The organism is Rhizobium sp. ZPR4, assembly GCF_040215725.1.
In the GTDB taxonomy this organism is placed as follows: Bacteria; Pseudomonadota; Alphaproteobacteria; order Rhizobiales; family Rhizobiaceae; genus Rhizobium; species Rhizobium rhizogenes_D.
On the sequence record NZ_CP157967.1, the window covers coordinates 1,088,840 to 1,102,846 of the forward strand.

At 58.8% G+C, this 14,007-nt stretch carries 25 protein-coding genes; all 25 read left to right on the forward strand.

All coding sequences use genetic code 11. From position 1 onward, the window contains the following. Positions 1 to 32: 32 nt before the first annotated feature. The 25 genes from tuf (at position 33) to rpsM (ending at position 13,987) form a co-directional block, all read left to right on the forward strand. Complete coding sequence (gene tuf / locus ABOK31_RS05290; protein WP_075852341.1) at positions 33 to 1,208, forward strand: elongation factor Tu; 1,176 nt, start codon at positions 33 to 35, stop codon at positions 1,206 to 1,208. Between the two features lie 310 nt (positions 1,209 to 1,518). Beyond that, positions 1,519 to 1,827 carry a 30S ribosomal protein S10 gene (gene rpsJ, locus ABOK31_RS05295; RefSeq protein ID WP_003547547.1) on the forward strand — a complete coding sequence of 103 codons (309 nt, stop codon included), beginning with the start codon at positions 1,519 to 1,521 and terminating at the stop codon, positions 1,825 to 1,827. Between the two features lie 39 nt (positions 1,828 to 1,866). Continuing rightward, complete coding sequence (gene rplC / locus ABOK31_RS05300; RefSeq protein ID WP_349958003.1) at positions 1,867 to 2,508, forward strand: 50S ribosomal protein L3; 642 nt, start codon at positions 1,867 to 1,869, stop codon at positions 2,506 to 2,508. Between the two features lie 13 nt (positions 2,509 to 2,521). Further along, a complete protein-coding gene (gene rplD / locus ABOK31_RS05305; RefSeq protein WP_112507501.1) occupies positions 2,522 to 3,142 on the forward strand; it encodes a 50S ribosomal protein L4 in 621 nt (206 codons plus the stop codon). Next, positions 3,139 to 3,432, forward strand: a complete 294-nt coding sequence (locus ABOK31_RS05310) for a 50S ribosomal protein L23 (RefSeq protein WP_015339600.1) — start codon at positions 3,139 to 3,141, stop codon at positions 3,430 to 3,432. Before rplD ends, ABOK31_RS05310 begins: the two co-directional genes overlap by 4 nt. Before the next feature lie 11 nt (positions 3,433 to 3,443). Beyond that, positions 3,444 to 4,280: a 50S ribosomal protein L2 gene (gene rplB / locus ABOK31_RS05315; RefSeq protein ID WP_174174445.1), complete on the forward strand. Its 837-nt coding sequence runs from the start codon at positions 3,444 to 3,446 to the stop codon at positions 4,278 to 4,280. 15 nt (positions 4,281 to 4,295) lie between these two features. Then, entirely contained in the window at positions 4,296 to 4,574 is a 279-nt protein-coding gene (gene rpsS, locus ABOK31_RS05320) for a 30S ribosomal protein S19 (protein WP_037199970.1), read from the forward strand. Between the two features lie 2 nt (positions 4,575 to 4,576). Then, entirely contained in the window at positions 4,577 to 4,966 is a 390-nt protein-coding gene (gene rplV / locus ABOK31_RS05325) for a 50S ribosomal protein L22 (RefSeq protein ID WP_004118391.1), read from the forward strand. Next, positions 4,966 to 5,691: a 30S ribosomal protein S3 gene (gene rpsC / locus ABOK31_RS05330; protein WP_004118393.1), complete on the forward strand. Its 726-nt coding sequence runs from the start codon at positions 4,966 to 4,968 to the stop codon at positions 5,689 to 5,691. Before rplV ends, rpsC begins: the two co-directional genes overlap by 1 nt. A 36-nt stretch (positions 5,692 to 5,727) precedes the next feature. Beyond that, positions 5,728 to 6,141, forward strand: a complete 414-nt coding sequence (gene rplP / locus ABOK31_RS05335; RefSeq protein WP_349958006.1) for a 50S ribosomal protein L16 — start codon at positions 5,728 to 5,730, stop codon at positions 6,139 to 6,141. Between the two features lie 11 nt (positions 6,142 to 6,152). Next, positions 6,153 to 6,353: a 50S ribosomal protein L29 gene (gene rpmC, locus ABOK31_RS05340; RefSeq protein ID WP_007690763.1), complete on the forward strand. Its 201-nt coding sequence runs from the start codon at positions 6,153 to 6,155 to the stop codon at positions 6,351 to 6,353. A gap of 12 nt (positions 6,354 to 6,365) precedes the next feature. After that, positions 6,366 to 6,605, forward strand: a complete 240-nt coding sequence (gene rpsQ / locus ABOK31_RS05345; protein WP_069611899.1) for a 30S ribosomal protein S17 — start codon at positions 6,366 to 6,368, stop codon at positions 6,603 to 6,605. 226 nt (positions 6,606 to 6,831) lie between these two features. Continuing rightward, the gene (gene rplN / locus ABOK31_RS05350) at positions 6,832 to 7,200 is read left to right on the forward strand and encodes a 50S ribosomal protein L14 (RefSeq protein WP_003573790.1); all 369 of its coding nucleotides are present in this window, start codon (positions 6,832 to 6,834) and stop codon (positions 7,198 to 7,200) included. Positions 7,201 to 7,211: 11 nt separating this feature from the next. Next, positions 7,212 to 7,520: a 50S ribosomal protein L24 gene (gene rplX, locus ABOK31_RS05355; protein WP_015339605.1), complete on the forward strand. Its 309-nt coding sequence runs from the start codon at positions 7,212 to 7,214 to the stop codon at positions 7,518 to 7,520. Then, positions 7,513 to 8,070 carry a 50S ribosomal protein L5 gene (gene rplE, locus ABOK31_RS05360; RefSeq protein WP_047634795.1) on the forward strand — a complete coding sequence of 186 codons (558 nt, stop codon included), beginning with the start codon at positions 7,513 to 7,515 and terminating at the stop codon, positions 8,068 to 8,070. The genes rplX and rplE overlap by 8 nt, the downstream gene beginning before the upstream one ends. Positions 8,071 to 8,103: 33 nt before the next feature. Further along, the gene (gene rpsN / locus ABOK31_RS05365; RefSeq protein WP_004118406.1) at positions 8,104 to 8,409 is read left to right on the forward strand and encodes a 30S ribosomal protein S14; all 306 of its coding nucleotides are present in this window, start codon (positions 8,104 to 8,106) and stop codon (positions 8,407 to 8,409) included. A 12-nt stretch (positions 8,410 to 8,421) separates the two neighbouring features. Then, positions 8,422 to 8,820 (forward strand): 30S ribosomal protein S8, encoded by a 399-nt coding sequence (gene rpsH / locus ABOK31_RS05370; protein WP_015339607.1) that lies wholly within the window; start codon positions 8,422 to 8,424, stop codon positions 8,818 to 8,820. Positions 8,821 to 8,863: 43 nt separating this feature from the next. Next, complete coding sequence (gene rplF, locus ABOK31_RS05375; protein WP_075852344.1) at positions 8,864 to 9,397, forward strand: 50S ribosomal protein L6; 534 nt, start codon at positions 8,864 to 8,866, stop codon at positions 9,395 to 9,397. A gap of 12 nt (positions 9,398 to 9,409) precedes the next feature. Beyond that, entirely contained in the window at positions 9,410 to 9,772 is a 363-nt protein-coding gene (gene rplR / locus ABOK31_RS05380) for a 50S ribosomal protein L18 (protein WP_004118412.1), read from the forward strand. A 131-nt stretch (positions 9,773 to 9,903) separates the two neighbouring features. Beyond that, positions 9,904 to 10,473, forward strand: a complete 570-nt coding sequence (gene rpsE, locus ABOK31_RS05385; RefSeq protein ID WP_004118414.1) for a 30S ribosomal protein S5 — start codon at positions 9,904 to 9,906, stop codon at positions 10,471 to 10,473. Positions 10,474 to 10,486: 13 nt separating this feature from the next. Further along, positions 10,487 to 10,699 (forward strand): 50S ribosomal protein L30, encoded by a 213-nt coding sequence (rpmD, locus tag ABOK31_RS05390; protein WP_007690786.1) that lies wholly within the window; start codon positions 10,487 to 10,489, stop codon positions 10,697 to 10,699. A 17-nt stretch (positions 10,700 to 10,716) separates the two neighbouring features. Then, on the forward strand, positions 10,717 to 11,187 hold the full coding sequence (gene rplO, locus ABOK31_RS05395) for a 50S ribosomal protein L15 (protein WP_095434669.1): 471 nt from the start codon (positions 10,717 to 10,719) through the stop codon (positions 11,185 to 11,187). A 226-nt stretch (positions 11,188 to 11,413) separates the two neighbouring features. Further along, positions 11,414 to 12,754 (forward strand): preprotein translocase subunit SecY, encoded by a 1,341-nt coding sequence (gene secY, locus ABOK31_RS05400; protein WP_174174447.1) that lies wholly within the window; start codon positions 11,414 to 11,416, stop codon positions 12,752 to 12,754. Beyond that, positions 12,751 to 13,401: an adenylate kinase gene (locus ABOK31_RS05405; protein WP_349958010.1), complete on the forward strand. Its 651-nt coding sequence runs from the start codon at positions 12,751 to 12,753 to the stop codon at positions 13,399 to 13,401. The genes secY and ABOK31_RS05405 overlap by 4 nt, the downstream gene beginning before the upstream one ends. A 217-nt stretch (positions 13,402 to 13,618) precedes the next feature. After that, positions 13,619 to 13,987 (forward strand): 30S ribosomal protein S13, encoded by a 369-nt coding sequence (gene rpsM, locus ABOK31_RS05410; RefSeq protein ID WP_004118424.1) that lies wholly within the window; start codon positions 13,619 to 13,621, stop codon positions 13,985 to 13,987. The last annotated feature ends 20 nt before the right edge of the window (positions 13,988 to 14,007 follow it).

Sequence of the window (14,007 nt, forward strand, 5' to 3'; positions counted from 1 at the left end):
CCCCCAGGGGACAGGAAAACGGAGAGCCGAAAATGGCAAAGAGTAAGTTTGAGCGCAATAAGCCGCACGTTAACATCGGTACGATCGGTCACGTTGACCACGGCAAGACGTCCTTGACGGCAGCGATCACGAAGTACTTCGGCGAGTTCAAGGCGTACGACCAGATCGACGCGGCTCCGGAAGAGAAGGCTCGTGGTATCACGATCTCGACGGCCCACGTTGAATACGAGACGCCGAACCGTCACTATGCGCACGTTGACTGCCCCGGCCACGCCGACTACGTCAAGAACATGATCACGGGTGCCGCACAGATGGACGGCGCGATCCTGGTTTGCTCTGCCGCTGACGGCCCGATGCCGCAGACGCGCGAGCACATCCTGCTTGCTCGCCAGGTTGGCGTTCCGGCGATCGTGGTGTTCCTGAACAAGGTCGACCAGGTTGACGACGCAGAACTTCTCGAGCTCGTCGAGCTCGAAGTTCGCGAACTTCTGTCGTCTTACGACTTCCCGGGCGACGATATCCCGGTCGTCAAGGGTTCGGCGCTTGCTGCACTTGAAGATTCGGACAAGAAGATCGGCGAAGACGCGATCCGCGAGCTGATGGCTCAGGTTGACGCCTACATCCCGACGCCTGAGCGTCCGATCGACCAGCCGTTCCTGATGCCGATCGAAGACGTGTTCTCGATCTCTGGCCGTGGTACGGTTGTGACGGGCCGCGTTGAGCGTGGTATCGTCAAGGTTGGTGAAGAAGTCGAAATCGTCGGCATTCGTCCGACGTCGAAGACGACGGTTACCGGCGTTGAAATGTTCCGCAAGCTGCTCGATCAGGGCCAGGCTGGCGACAACATCGGCGCACTGATCCGCGGTGTTAACCGTGACGGCGTCGAGCGTGGTCAGATCCTGTGCAAGCCGGGTTCCGTCAAGCCGCACAAGAAGTTCATGGCAGAAGCCTACATCCTGACGAAGGAAGAAGGCGGCCGTCATACGCCGTTCTTCACGAACTACCGTCCGCAGTTCTACTTCCGTACGACGGACGTGACGGGCATCGTGACGCTTCCGGAAGGCACGGAAATGGTTATGCCTGGCGACAACGTGACGGTTGCCGTCGAGCTGATCGTTCCGATCGCGATGGAAGAAAAGCTTCGCTTCGCAATCCGCGAAGGCGGCCGTACCGTCGGCGCAGGCATCGTCGCATCCATCGTCGAGTAATTCGAAGGCGGCCACTCCATCCGAGTGGCCGATTCGATGACAATATTATGATGCAAGCGGCTGTAGCCGCTTGCTTATGACATAGAAATGTTGCAAATGGCGCGCGAGCGCGATTTGCGCGCTGCTTCGGATGACGAAGCGGCCAATGAAATTAACAATAAGGTGGGCCGAAAGGCCTAAAGAGTGGATGGGGATGCCGTCGCCGGCGTCCCTCTCGATCTTTGAAACCGGTGGTCCGCCTTAGGAAACAGAACAATCCGTGCCCTTTTTCGAGAGGCACGCGAGATAACAAACACAAGGATAACGTCGAATGAACGGCCAAAATATCCGCATTCGCCTGAAGGCGTTCGATCACCGAATTCTCGATGCGTCCACGCGCGAGATCGTGTCGACGGCGAAGCGCACCGGTGCTAGCGTCCGGGGCCCCGTTCCGCTTCCGACTCGTATCGAGAAGTTTACGGTAAACCGGTCCCCGCACATCGACAAGAAGAGCCGCGAGCAGTTCGAGATGCGCACGCATAAGCGCCTCCTCGACATCGTTGACCCGACCCCGCAGACGGTAGACGCGCTGATGAAGCTCGATCTCGCCGCCGGTGTCGATGTTGAGATCAAGCTCTAAGACCTCCGGTCTTCGAGCTGAGTGAGAAGGATTGAACCGATGCGTTCAGGTGTGATTGCACAGAAGGTGGGAATGACCCGCGTCTATAACGACGCCGGCGAGCATGTCCCGGTTACCGTATTGCGTATGGAAGGCTGCCAGGTCGTAGCCCAGCGCACAGTTGAAAAGAATGGCTACATCGCAGTTCAGCTCGGTGCCGGCCAGGCTAAAGTTAAGAACACGACGAAGGCTCTTCGCGGCCATTTCGCCGTTGCAAGCGTGGAGCCGAAGGCCAAGCTCGCAGAATTCCGTGTCACGGAAGACAATCTGCTTGAAGTCGGCACCGAACTCAACGCAGGTCACTTCACGGCGGGTCAGCTCGTCGACGTGACCGGCACGACGATCGGTAAGGGCTTTGCCGGCGCCATCAAGCGCCATGGCTTCGGCGGTCTGCGCGCCACGCACGGTGTGTCGGTTTCGCACCGTTCGCACGGTTCGACCGGCTCGCGCCAGGACCCGGGCAAGGTGTTCAAGAACAAGAAGATGGCTGGTCACATGGGCCAGACGCGCGTTACGACGCAGAACCTTGAAGTAGTATCGACCGACGAAGATCGTGGTCTGATCCTGGTCAAGGGTGCGGTTCCCGGCTCCAAGGGTGCCTGGATCATCGTGCGCGACGCCGTCAAGTCGGCAGCGAAGTAAGGGAGCCAAACCAATGGAATTCAACGTCAAGACCCTTGAGGGCAAAGACGCCGGGAAGGTTTCCCTTTCTGATGCGATTTTCGGCCTCGAGCCGCGTGAAGACATTCTCGCTCGCGTTATTCGCTGGCAGCTTGCCAAGAAGCAGCAGGGCACGCATCAGGCCAAGGGCCGCGCGGACGTAGCGCGCACCGGCGCCAAGATGTACAAGCAGAAGGGTACGGGCCGCGCTCGTCACCATTCGGCTCGCGCTCCGCAGTTCCGCGGCGGCGGTAAGGCTCACGGCCCGGTCGCCCGCAGCCACGAGCATGATCTGCCGAAGAAGGTTCGCGCCCTCGGCCTGCGTCACGCTCTCTCGGCCAAGTTCAAGGCTGAAGACGTGATTGTTATCGACAATCTCGTCGCTACCGAAGCCAAGACCAAGGCACTCGCTGGCGCTTTCGAGACGCTCGGCCTGACGAACGCTCTGTTCATCGGCGGCGCTGAACTCGACAGCAACTTCAAGCTCGCAGCCCAGAACATTCCGAATATCGATGTTCTGCCGGTTCAGGGCATCAACGTTTACGACATCCTGCGCCGCGGCAAGCTCGTGCTGTCCAAGGCTGCAGTTGAAGCTCTAGAGGAGCGATTCAAGTGACGGATCTTCGCCATTACGATGTGATCGTTTCTCCTGCGATCACCGAAAAGTCCACGCTGCTTTCGGACAATAACCAGGTTGTTTTCAACGTTGCCAAGACCGCGACGAAGCCGGAAATCAAGGCTGCCGTCGAAGCGCTCTTCGGCGTCAAGGTTACGGCCGTTAACACTCTGCTGCGCCTCGGCAAGACCAAGCGGTTCAAGGGTCTCGTCGGCAAGCAGAAGGACGTGAAGAAGGCTGTTGTGACGCTCGCCGAAGGCCAGTCGATCGACGTCTCCACCGGTCTCTGAGGAATAAGAAAATGGCATTGAAAACATTCAATCCGACGACCCCGAGCCAGCGTCAGCTGGTCATCGTCGATCGCTCCTCGCTCTACAAGGGCAAGCCGGTCAAGACGCTGACGGAAGGCCTCACCTCCAAGGGTGGCCGTAACAACACCGGTCGCATCACTGTCCGCTTCCAGGGCGGTGGTCACAAGCGCAGCTATCGTCTGGTCGACTTCAAGCGTCGCAAGTTCGACGTTGAAGCATCGGTCGAGCGCATCGAATACGATCCGAACCGTACCGCTTACATCGCTCTGGTGAAGTACACGGACGGCGAACTGGCCTACATCCTCGCTCCGCAGCGCCTCGCTGCCGGCGACAAGGTCATCGCTTCGGAAAAGGCAGTGGACGTGAAGCCGGGCAACACCATGCCGCTTCAGTTCATCCCGGTCGGCTCCATCATCCACAACGTGGAAATGAAGCCGGGCAAGGGTGGTCAGATCGCTCGCTCCGCCGGTTCCTACGCCCAGCTCGTCGGTCGCGACCAGGGTATGGCGATCCTTCGCCTGAATTCTGGCGAACAGCGCCTCGTGCATGGCAATTGCCTGGCAACGATCGGCGCGGTTTCGAACCCGGATCATGCCAACATCAACGACGGTAAGGCCGGTCGTTCGCGTTGGCGTGGCAAGAAGCCGCATAACCGCGGCGTTGTCATGAACCCGGTCGACCATCCGCACGGCGGTGGTGAAGGCCGCACCTCTGGTGGTCGCCATCCGGTGACCCCGTGGGGCAAGCCGACCAAGGGCAAGCGTACGCGGTCGAACAAGTCGACCGACAAGATGATTATGCGCTCGCGCCATCAGCGCAAGAAGTAAGAGAGGAAGTCTCAAGTGGCTCGTTCAGTATGGAAAGGTCCGTTTGTTGACGGCTATCTTCTCAAGAAGGCTGAGAAGGTGCGTGAAGGCGGACGTAACGAAGTAATCAAGATGTGGAGCCGTCGCTCCACCATCATGCCGCAGTTCGTTGGTCTGACCTTCGGCGTCTACAACGGCAGCAAGCACATTCCGGTCAGCGTCAATGAAGACATGGTCGGACACAAGTTCGGCGAGTTCGCCCCGACCCGTACCTACTATGGTCACGGTGCGGACAAGAAGGCGAAGAGGAAGTAACAATGGGCAAGGCAAAAACCGAACGCCGGCTGAAGGACAATGAGGCGCAGGCAGTTGCGCGCACGCTCCGCGTCAGCCCGCAGAAGCTCAACCTGGTCGCGGCTTCGATCCGTGGCAAGAAGGTTGATCGCGCGCTCGCAGAGCTGGAATTCTCGCGCAAGCGCATCGCTGGCGCCGTGAAGAAGACGCTCGAATCTGCGATCGCCAATGCAGAAAACAACCACGATCTCGACGTTGACTCGCTGGTCGTAGCGGAAGCTTACGTCGGCAAGTCGATCGTCATGAAGCGTTTCCACGCTCGTGGCCGCGGCCGTGCGTCTCGCATCGAGCGTCCGTTCGCGCACCTGACGATCGTCGTTCGTGAAGTGGAAGCTCAAGGGGAGGCCGCATAATGGGTCAGAAAATCAATCCGATCGGCTTTCGTCTTGGCATCAACCGCACTTGGGATAGCCGCTGGTTCGCGGACAATGCCGAGTACGGCCAGCTCCTCCACGAAGACCTGAAGATGCGCAAGTTCGTCATGAACGAACTGAAGCAGGCTGGTATCTCCAAGGTGGTCATCGAGCGTCCGCACAAGAAGTGCCGCGTCACGATCCACTCGGCTCGTCCGGGCCTGATCATCGGCAAGAAGGGCGCTGACATCGACAAGCTCCGCAAGAAGCTGTCGGACATGACGAATTCCGAAACGCACCTCAACATCGTTGAAGTTCGCAAGCCGGAAATCGACGCGACGCTGGTTGCCCAGTCGATCGCTCAGCAGCTGGAACGCCGTGTTGCTTTCCGTCGCGCCATGAAGCGCGCCGTTCAGTCCGCGATGCGTCTTGGCGCCGAAGGCATCAAGATCACCTGCGCCGGTCGTCTCGGCGGTGCTGAAATCGCTCGTACGGAATGGTACCGCGAAGGTCGCGTGCCGCTGCATACGCTGCGCGCCGACATCGACTACGGTACGGCTGAAGCAGAAACCGCTTTCGGTATCTGCGGCATCAAGGTCTGGATCTTCAAGGGCGAAATCCTTGAGCACGATCCGATGGCCTCCGAACGCCGCGCGCTCGAAGGCGACGCCCAGGGTCCGGCTAGCCGCGATCGCGATAGAGACCGTCGCCGCGACAACGCTTGATAGCGTACGTGGCAGATAAGTTCGGAGAATAAGAAAATGTTGCATCCAAAGCGTACGAAGTACCGCAAGCAATTCAAGGGCCGCATCAAGGGCGTTGCCAAGGGTGGTTCTGATCTGGCGTTCGGCGAATTCGGCCTGAAGTCGCAGGAGCCCAACCGCGTCAACGCTCGCGAGATCGAAGCGGCTCGCCGCGCGATCACGCGCTATATGAAGCGCGCCGGCCGTGTATGGATCCGCGTGTTCCCGGATGTTCCGGTAACCGCAAAGCCGACCGAAGTCCGTATGGGTAAAGGTAAGGGCTCTGTCGAATACTGGGCATGCAAGGTCAAGCCCGGCCGTATGATGTTCGAGATCGACGGTGTGAGCGAAGAAATCGCTCGCGAGGCTCTGCGCCTCGGCGCTGCCAAGCTCTCGGTCAAGACGCGCTTCGTTCAGCGCATTGCAGAGTAAGGAAGAAGCTCATGAAAGCCGCAGATGTTCGCGCCCTGAGCGCCGACCAACTCAAGGACGAGCTTGCCAAGCTGAAGAAGGAGCAGTTCAACCTGCGCTTTCAGAAGGCGACCGGCCAGCTCGAGAAGTCCTCGCGCATCAACGAAGTCCGTAAGGACATCGCTCGCGTAAAAACCATTGCCCGCCAGAAGGCGGCAGAAGCAAAGGCCTAAAGGAAGAATAACATGCCGAAGCGCATTCTGCAGGGCGTCGTGGTCAGCGACAAGAACGAGAAGACGGTAGTTGTCCGCGTGGAGCGTCGTTTCGCTCACCCGCTGCTCCAGAAGACCGTTCGTCGTTCCAAGAAGTACAAGGCTCACGACGAAAACAATCAGTACAAGACCGGCGACGTCGTTTCCATCGAGGAATGCGCGCCGATCTCCAAGGACAAGACCTGGACGGTCGTTTCCGCCCAGTCCAAGTAACAGAATTTCGCTCAGGCCCTTGCGCTTGGGCGAAATATCTGTATGAAGCACGAGCTTGGAAGCAGGACGCTCGAGAACGGGCGTTCTTTTGCTTTATTGATGGCCGGCAGAGACGATCCTTTGTGATCCCGAAGCCAGGCATAATCAGACAAGACACTAGTCCATAAGCCGGGGTAGGGGGTCGATTGGCCCAACCATTCCGGTAACAACAAGAAGGCGACCTGACATGATTCAGATGCAAACAAACCTCGACGTGGCGGATAATTCCGGCGCACGTCGTGTCATGTGCATCAAGGTGCTGGGCGGCTCGAAGCGCAAGTATGCCTCGATCGGCGACGTTATCGTCGTTTCGATCAAGGAAGCTATTCCGCGCGGCCGTGTGAAGAAGGGTGACGTGATGAAGGCGGTTGTCGTTCGTACCGCCAAGGACATCCGTCGTCCGGATGGCAGCGTCATCCGCTTCGATACCAACGCAGCAGTCCTCATCGACAACAAGAAAGAGCCGATCGGCACCCGTATCTTCGGACCGGTTCCGCGCGAACTTCGCGCCAAGAACCACATGAAGATCATCTCGCTGGCTCCAGAAGTACTGTAAGGAGCGGAGCGATGCAGAAGATCCGTAAAGGCGACAAGGTTGTCGTATTGACCGGTAAGGACAAGGGTCGTACCGGCGAAGTCATTCAAGTGCTGCCGAAGGAAGACCGTGCGGTCGTTCGTGGCGTCAACGTCATCAAGCGCCATCAGCGCCAGACGCAGAACCAGGAAGCCGGCATCATCAGCAAGGAAGCCTCGCTTCACCTGTCCAACCTGGCGATCGTCGACAAGGACGGCAAGCCGACCCGCGTCGGTTTCAAGGTTGTGGATGGCAAGAAGGTCCGCGTGGCCAAGACCTCGGGAGAAGTGATCGATGGCTGAGGTAAAGTACGAGCCGCGGCTCAAGAAGGAATACGTTGCTCGCATCCGTGCAGCGATGCAGGAGAAGTTCTCCTACGCCAACGAGATGCAGATCCCGAAGCTGGACAAGATCGTGATCAACATGGGCGTTGGCGAAGCGACGGCTGATTCGAAGAAGCCGACCGTTGCTGCTGCTGACCTGGCGGCCATCGCTGGCCAGAAGCCGGTCATCACCCGCGCACGCAACTCCATCGCTGGCTTCAAGGTCCGCGAAAATATGCCGATCGGCGCGAAGGTCACCCTGCGCGGCGCCCGCATGTACGAGTTCCTGGATCGTCTGGTCAACATCGCGCTTCCGCGCGTTCGCGACTTCCGCGGCCTGAACCCGAAGAGCTTTGACGGTCGTGGCAATTTTGCCATGGGCATCAAGGAGCACATTGTGTTCCCTGAGATCAACTACGACAAGGTTGATCAGATGTGGGGCATGGACATCATCGTTTGCACGACGGCGACGACCGACGACGAAGCACGGGCTCTTCTGAAAGAGTTCAACTTCCCGTTCCGTCAATAACCGTAACGACGAGCGTAGAAAAGGAACCCTGATATGGCGAAGACAAGCGCAGTTGAAAAGAACAAGCGCCGCCGCAATACGGTTGCCAACCAGGCCGCAAAGCGGGCTGCTCTCAAGGCAATCATCATGAACCAGTCTCTCTCGATCGAAGACCGGTTCAAGGCCACTCTGAAGCTGGCATCGCTCCCGCGCGATGGATCGAAGACCCGTATTCGCAACCGTTGCGAAGTATCTGGCCGTCCGCGCGCCTACTACCGCAAACTGCGCATGTCGCGTATCGCGCTGCGTGAACTCGGCAATCTCGGCAAGGTGCCGGGCATCGTCAAGTCCAGCTGGTAAGGAGCAGATTAGATGTCTATGACTGATCCTTTGGGCGATATGCTCACCCGCATCCGCAATGGCGCTTCGCGCCGCAAGTCGTCGGTTTCGACGCCTGCGTCCAAGCTCCGTGCACGCGTTCTCGATGTGCTCCAGGCTGAAGGCTACATCCGTGGCTACTCCGTCGTCGATTTCGGCAACGGCAAGTCTGAGCTCAACATCGAACTCAAGTACTACGAAGGCGCATCGGTGATCCGTGAGATCGGCCGTGTGTCCAAGCCGGGCCGCCGGGTTTATGTCTCGGTCAAGTCCATTCCGCAGGTCGCGAACGGCCTCGGCATCACCATCCTTTCGACTCCGAAGGGTGTGATGGCCGATCACCAGGCTCGCGAACAGAATGTTGGTGGCGAGGTTCTCTGCTCGGTCTTCTAAGATCGAACAGAGATATCTCCTTCGAAACAGACAGGTTTGAAAAATGTCTCGTATCGGTAAGAAGCCCGTTCAGGTACCTGCAGGGATCACGGCCACGGTTGATGGCCAGAAAGTGACTGCTAAGGGCCCCAAGGGCGAGCTGTTTTTCGTCGCTAACGACGAAATCGGTCTCAAGCTGGAAAACAATGCAATCGTCGTGACGCCGCTCAACGACTCCAAGGATGCTCGCGCAAAGTGGGGCATGTCCCGCACGATGATCGAGAACATCCTGAAGGGTGTTAAGGACGGCTACGAGCGCAAGCTCGAAATCAACGGCGTCGGCTATCGTGCGTCTATGCAGGGCAAGAACCTGCAGCTGGCGCTCGGCTTCAGCCACGACGTGGTTTATGAGCCGCCGCAGGGCATCACGATCGCTGTGCCGAAGCCGACGGAAATCGTCGTCACCGGCATCAACAAGCAGCAGGTCGGCCAGGTTGCAGCTGAAATCCGCGAATACCGCGGCCCCGAGCCCTACAAGGGCAAGGGTGTTAAGTATGCCGAAGAGCGGATCATCCGCAAAGAAGGCAAGAAGAAGTAAGGAACACGCGAAATGGCTAGCAGGAAAGAAGCACTTGCGCGTCGCGCCAACCGCGTGCGCCGTCAAATCAAGTCGGTGGCCAATGGCCGTCCGCGCCTGTCGGTTCATCGCTCGTCGAAGAACATCTACGCCCAGGTCATCGATGACGTGGCTGGCAAGACCCTCGCGGCTGCCTCCACCCTCGACAAGGATCTGCGCGGTTCTCTGAAGACCGGTGCCGATACCGCAGCCGCAGCTCTCGTTGGCAAGCTCGTTGCTGAGCGCGCCTCCAAGGCCGGCGTGAAGGAAGTCGTGTTCGATCGCGGCGCTTTCATCTACCACGGCCGCATCAAGGCCTTGGCTGAAGCAGCCCGCGAAGGCGGCCTGACCTTCTAATCAGATTTCCGGCCGGTGATCCCAAGGATGCCGGCCGGATATTCACCGGACCGCAGGTTTCCCGCAAGGGAATGCATGCGGTCTTCGTTTTGTTTGCCGATTGCACCCGGAAAAGAAAAAGGAAGAGGACAATGGCACAGGAAAAGAGGGCTCCGCGGGAAGACCGTCAGAGCCGTGAAGAGCGCGATAGCGAATTCGTCGACAAGCTGGTCGCGATTAACCGCGTCGCCAAGGTTGTTAAGGGTGGCCGTCGCTTCGGCTTCGCTGCTCTCGTCGTCGTTGGCGACCAGAAGGGCCGCGTAGGCTTCGGCCATGGCAAGGCACGCGAAGTGCCGGAAGCCATCCGCAAGGCAACCGAAAGCGCCAAGCGCGACATGATCTTCGTACCGCTGCGCGACGGCCGTACGCTGCATCACGACGTTCATGGCCGCCACGGCGCCGGCAAGGTTCTGCTGCGCTCGGCCAAGGTCGGTACCGGTATCATCGCCGGCGGCCCGATGCGCGCCGTTTTCGAAACGCTCGGCGTTCATGACGTCGTTGCCAAGTCGACCGGTTCGTCGAACCCGTACAACATGGTTCGCGCCACGTTCGACGCCCTGAAGCACCAGGTTCACCCGAAGGACATCGCAGCTCAGCGCGGCATCAAGTATGCCACCCTGCAGGCTCGCCGCGCCGCTTCGGGCAACGCCTCCGAAGAATAAGGGAGTTTGACCTATGGCCAAGACGACCAAAAAGGCTGAAGCTAAGGCGACCGTTACGGTCGAGCAGATTGGCAGCCCGATCCGCCGTCCGGATGTTCAGCAGAAGACGCTGATCGGTCTCGGACTGAACAAGATGCACCGTCGCCGCACGCTGGAAGATACCCCGGCTGTTCGTGGCATGATCCGTGCTGTCCAGCATCTCGTTCGCGTTGTCGACGAGAAGTGAGCCGGAGGTAATTCGCTATGAAACTGAATGAAATCAAGGATAACGAAGGCTCGACCCACAGCCGCAAGCGCCTCGGCCGCGGCATCGGCTCCGGCTCCGGCAAGACCGGTGGCCGTGGTGTGAAGGGTCAGAAGTCCCGTTCGGGCGTTGCGATCAACGGCTTCGAAGGCGGTCAGATGCCCATCTACCGTCGTCTGCCGAAGCGCGGCTTCAACAACATCTTCGCATCCGACTACGTTGTCGTATCGCTGGCACGCATTCAGGCTGCCGTCGATGCCGGCAAGCTCGATGCCAAGAACACCGTTGATGCAGCAGCTCTCAAGGCTGCCGGCGTTATTCGCCGCGTCAAGGACGGCGTTCGGGTTCTCTCGGACGGCGAACTGAAGGCGAAGCTTGCTCTTGAAGTTGCAGGCGCCTCCAAGTCCGCAGTCGAGAAGATCGAAAAGGCTGGCGGTTCCGTCAAGCTGCTCGCTGCTGCCGCAGAATAATATTATCAATAATCGCCCGAAGTGACTTCACTTCGGGCGATTTTGCTCCCATATGTGAGCCTCACGAATCTGATCGATGCGGCAAGTGTCTTTCCGATCGATAACGGGAACCAAGGGTGAGGCGCCCGATTGCAGCGCAATCCGTCCGAAGCCCGGCTTTTGAACAATTTACAGACTGATTCCGGGCTCGGCCGACTATGCCGGAATTGGTGATGCGGAGATTTGCATGGCTTCTGCAGCGGAACAATTGGCGTCCAACCTCAATTTTTCTACCTTTGCCAAAGCCGAGGATCTCAAGAAGCGCCTGTGGTTTACGCTCGGTGCTCTCCTCGTCTACCGGCTCGGCACCCACATTCCGCTTCCTGGCCTCAATCCTGCCGCTTACGCTCAGGCTTTCCAGAATCAGTCGGGCGGCATTCTTGGCCTCTTCAACATGTTCTCGGGCGGCGCAGTGCAGCGCATGGCGATCTTCGCGCTCGGCATCATGCCCTACATCTCGGCCTCGATCATCGTTCAGCTGATGACCTCGGTTGTCCCGTCGCTTGAAAACCTGAAGAAGGAAGGCGAGCAGGGCCGCAAGATCATCAACCAGTACACCCGCTACGGCACGGTACTGCTCGGCGCATTGCAAGCCTATGGCATTGCGATCGGCCTTGAGCACGGCAACGGCGTAGTCGTCGACCCCGGCTGGTTCTTCCGCATTTCCACCGTCATCACGCTGCTCGGCGGCACGATGTTCCTGATGTGGCTCGGTGAGCAGGTGACGTCGCGCGGTATCGGCAACGGTATTTCGCTGATCATCTTCGCCGGTATCGCCGCCGGTCTTCCGACCGCGCTCGCCGGCACTCTAGAACTTGGCCGCACCGGCGCGCTTTCCACGCCTCTTATTCTCGCCGTGCTGATCGTCGCCATTCTGGTCATCGCGCTTATCGTCTTCGTCGAGCGCGCGCAGCGCCGCCTGCTGATCCAGTATCCGAAGCGCCAGGTTGGCACGCGCATGTTCCAGGGCGATACGTCGCACCTGCCGCTGAAGCTCAACACTTCGGGCGTTATCCCCGCGATCTTTGCATCGTCGCTGCTGCTGCTGCCGGCAACGGCTGCCGGTCTTGGCAACAATACGGCGCTGCCGACCTGGGTTACCTCCATCGTTGCAGCACTCGGCCACGGACAGCCCGTCTATATGGTGCTCTACGCCGCGCTGATTGCCTTCTTCGCCTTCTTCTATACCGCGCTGGTCTTCAATCCGAAGGACACGGCCGACAATCTGAAGAAGCATGGCGGGTTCATTCCGGGCATCCGTCCGGGCGAGCGCACTGCCGAATATATCGATTACGTGCTGACCCGCATCACGGTCATCGGCGCGATCTATCTTGTCTTCGTCTGCATCCTGCCCGAAATTCTCGTATCCCAGACAGGTATTCCCTTGTCTCTGGGTGGCACTTCGCTTCTGATCGTGGTTAGCGTAACGCTGGATACGGTGGCGCAGATTCAGGGTCACCTGATCGCACAGCAATATGAAGGCCTGATCAAGAAATCGAAGTTGCGTGGAGGAAAGAGGGGGCGATGAGACTCATACTTTTAGGGCCGCCGGGAGCAGGTAAGGGGACCCAGGCCCAACGCATCGTGGAGAAGCATGGCATTCCGCAGCTTTCCACAGGCGATATGCTGCGCGCGGCCGTTCAGGCCGGCACGGAAGTCGGCAAGCGCGCCGACGCTCTGATGAAGGCTGGTAAGCTCGTTCCGGATGAGGTGGTCAACGCCATCGTTTCCGAGCGTATCGATCAGCCCGATTGCGCCAGGGGTTTCATCCTCGACGGTTTCCCGCGCACGCTGGTCCAGGCGGATGCAACCGAAAAGATGCTCAATGCGAAGGGCCTCGAGCTCTCCATCGTGATCGAGCTCAGGGTCGACGACGCCGAACTGATTCGCCGTGTTTCGGGCCGCTATTCCTGCTCGAACTGCGGCAGTGTCTATCACGACACTGACAAGCTTCCGGCAACGGCAGGCGTTTGCGACAAATGCGGTTCGACGCATTTCAAGCGCCGTCCGGACGACAATGCCGAAACCATGGCGACTCGTCTTCAGGTCTACTACAAGGAGACCTCGCCGCTGATCGGTTACTACTATGCAAAGGGTAAGCTGCAGAGCATCGACGGCATGGCCGATATCGAGCATGTGACCGACAGCATAGAGGCTATCCTGGCTAAGCTTTAGATAGCCTAAAATAAACTTGCCGGAGCGGTTGCTTTTTTGCGCTGATTCCGCTAAACACCGCGCCAACTCGCGACATGCTATGCGATCGGCGCGGATTTCCAACGGGAAGTCCGGGTACGGTCGTTTTGACATGTGGCGGACGCACATTGAACAAGCAGCTCCCGGGCTGCATAACAAGACCCTTTGCCAAGGCAAAAGGAATGCAAGGAGAACAGGCGTGGCTCGTATCGCTGGCGTCAACATCCCGACTGCAAAGCGCGTAGTTATTGCGCTTCGTTACATTCACGGGATCGGACCGAAGTTTGCTCAGGAAATCTGCGAGAAGGTCGGTATCCCGGCCGAGCGTCGCGTCAACCAGTTGACGGATGCCGAAGTTCTGCAGATCCGCGAAACCATCGACCGTGACTACCAGGTCGAAGGTGACCTGCGTCGCGAAACCGCGATGAACATCAAGCGTCTTATGGACCTTGGTTCTTACCGCGGTCTGCGTCATCGTCGCGGCCTGCCGGTTCGCGGCCAGCGCACGCACACCAATGCTCGTACCCGCAAGGGTCCGGCAAAGGCGATCGCTGGTAAGAAGAAGTAATTTCCGGGCAACCGGATTTG

What these genes read in the sequence shown, in the direction of transcription:
- tuf (WP_075852341.1), top strand. Translation starts at nt 33, where the DNA reads ATGGCAAAGAGTAAGTTTGAGCGCAATAAGCCGCACGTTAACATCGGT.
- rpsJ (WP_003547547.1), top strand. Translation starts at nt 1,519, where the DNA reads ATGAACGGCCAAAATATCCGCATTCGCCTGAAGGCGTTCGATCACCGA.
- rplC (WP_349958003.1), top strand. Translation starts at nt 1,867, where the DNA reads ATGCGTTCAGGTGTGATTGCACAGAAGGTGGGAATGACCCGCGTCTAT.
- rplD (WP_112507501.1), top strand. Translation starts at nt 2,522, where the DNA reads ATGGAATTCAACGTCAAGACCCTTGAGGGCAAAGACGCCGGGAAGGTT.
- rplB (WP_174174445.1), top strand. Translation starts at nt 3,444, where the DNA reads ATGGCATTGAAAACATTCAATCCGACGACCCCGAGCCAGCGTCAGCTG.
- rplV (WP_004118391.1), top strand. Translation starts at nt 4,577, where the DNA reads ATGGGCAAGGCAAAAACCGAACGCCGGCTGAAGGACAATGAGGCGCAG.
- rpsC (WP_004118393.1), top strand. Translation starts at nt 4,966, where the DNA reads ATGGGTCAGAAAATCAATCCGATCGGCTTTCGTCTTGGCATCAACCGC.
- rplP (WP_349958006.1), top strand. Translation starts at nt 5,728, where the DNA reads ATGTTGCATCCAAAGCGTACGAAGTACCGCAAGCAATTCAAGGGCCGC.
- rpmC (WP_007690763.1), top strand. Translation starts at nt 6,153, where the DNA reads ATGAAAGCCGCAGATGTTCGCGCCCTGAGCGCCGACCAACTCAAGGAC.
- rpsQ (WP_069611899.1), top strand. Translation starts at nt 6,366, where the DNA reads ATGCCGAAGCGCATTCTGCAGGGCGTCGTGGTCAGCGACAAGAACGAG.
- rplN (WP_003573790.1), top strand. Translation starts at nt 6,832, where the DNA reads ATGATTCAGATGCAAACAAACCTCGACGTGGCGGATAATTCCGGCGCA.
- rplX (WP_015339605.1), top strand. Translation starts at nt 7,212, where the DNA reads ATGCAGAAGATCCGTAAAGGCGACAAGGTTGTCGTATTGACCGGTAAG.
- rplE (WP_047634795.1), top strand. Translation starts at nt 7,513, where the DNA reads ATGGCTGAGGTAAAGTACGAGCCGCGGCTCAAGAAGGAATACGTTGCT.
- rpsN (WP_004118406.1), top strand. Translation starts at nt 8,104, where the DNA reads ATGGCGAAGACAAGCGCAGTTGAAAAGAACAAGCGCCGCCGCAATACG.
- rpsH (WP_015339607.1), top strand. Translation starts at nt 8,422, where the DNA reads ATGTCTATGACTGATCCTTTGGGCGATATGCTCACCCGCATCCGCAAT.
- rplF (WP_075852344.1), top strand. Translation starts at nt 8,864, where the DNA reads ATGTCTCGTATCGGTAAGAAGCCCGTTCAGGTACCTGCAGGGATCACG.
- rplR (WP_004118412.1), top strand. Translation starts at nt 9,410, where the DNA reads ATGGCTAGCAGGAAAGAAGCACTTGCGCGTCGCGCCAACCGCGTGCGC.
- rpsE (WP_004118414.1), top strand. Translation starts at nt 9,904, where the DNA reads ATGGCACAGGAAAAGAGGGCTCCGCGGGAAGACCGTCAGAGCCGTGAA.
- rpmD (WP_007690786.1), top strand. Translation starts at nt 10,487, where the DNA reads ATGGCCAAGACGACCAAAAAGGCTGAAGCTAAGGCGACCGTTACGGTC.
- rplO (WP_095434669.1), top strand. Translation starts at nt 10,717, where the DNA reads ATGAAACTGAATGAAATCAAGGATAACGAAGGCTCGACCCACAGCCGC.
- secY (WP_174174447.1), top strand. Translation starts at nt 11,414, where the DNA reads ATGGCTTCTGCAGCGGAACAATTGGCGTCCAACCTCAATTTTTCTACC.
- ABOK31_RS05405 (WP_349958010.1), top strand. Translation starts at nt 12,751, where the DNA reads ATGAGACTCATACTTTTAGGGCCGCCGGGAGCAGGTAAGGGGACCCAG.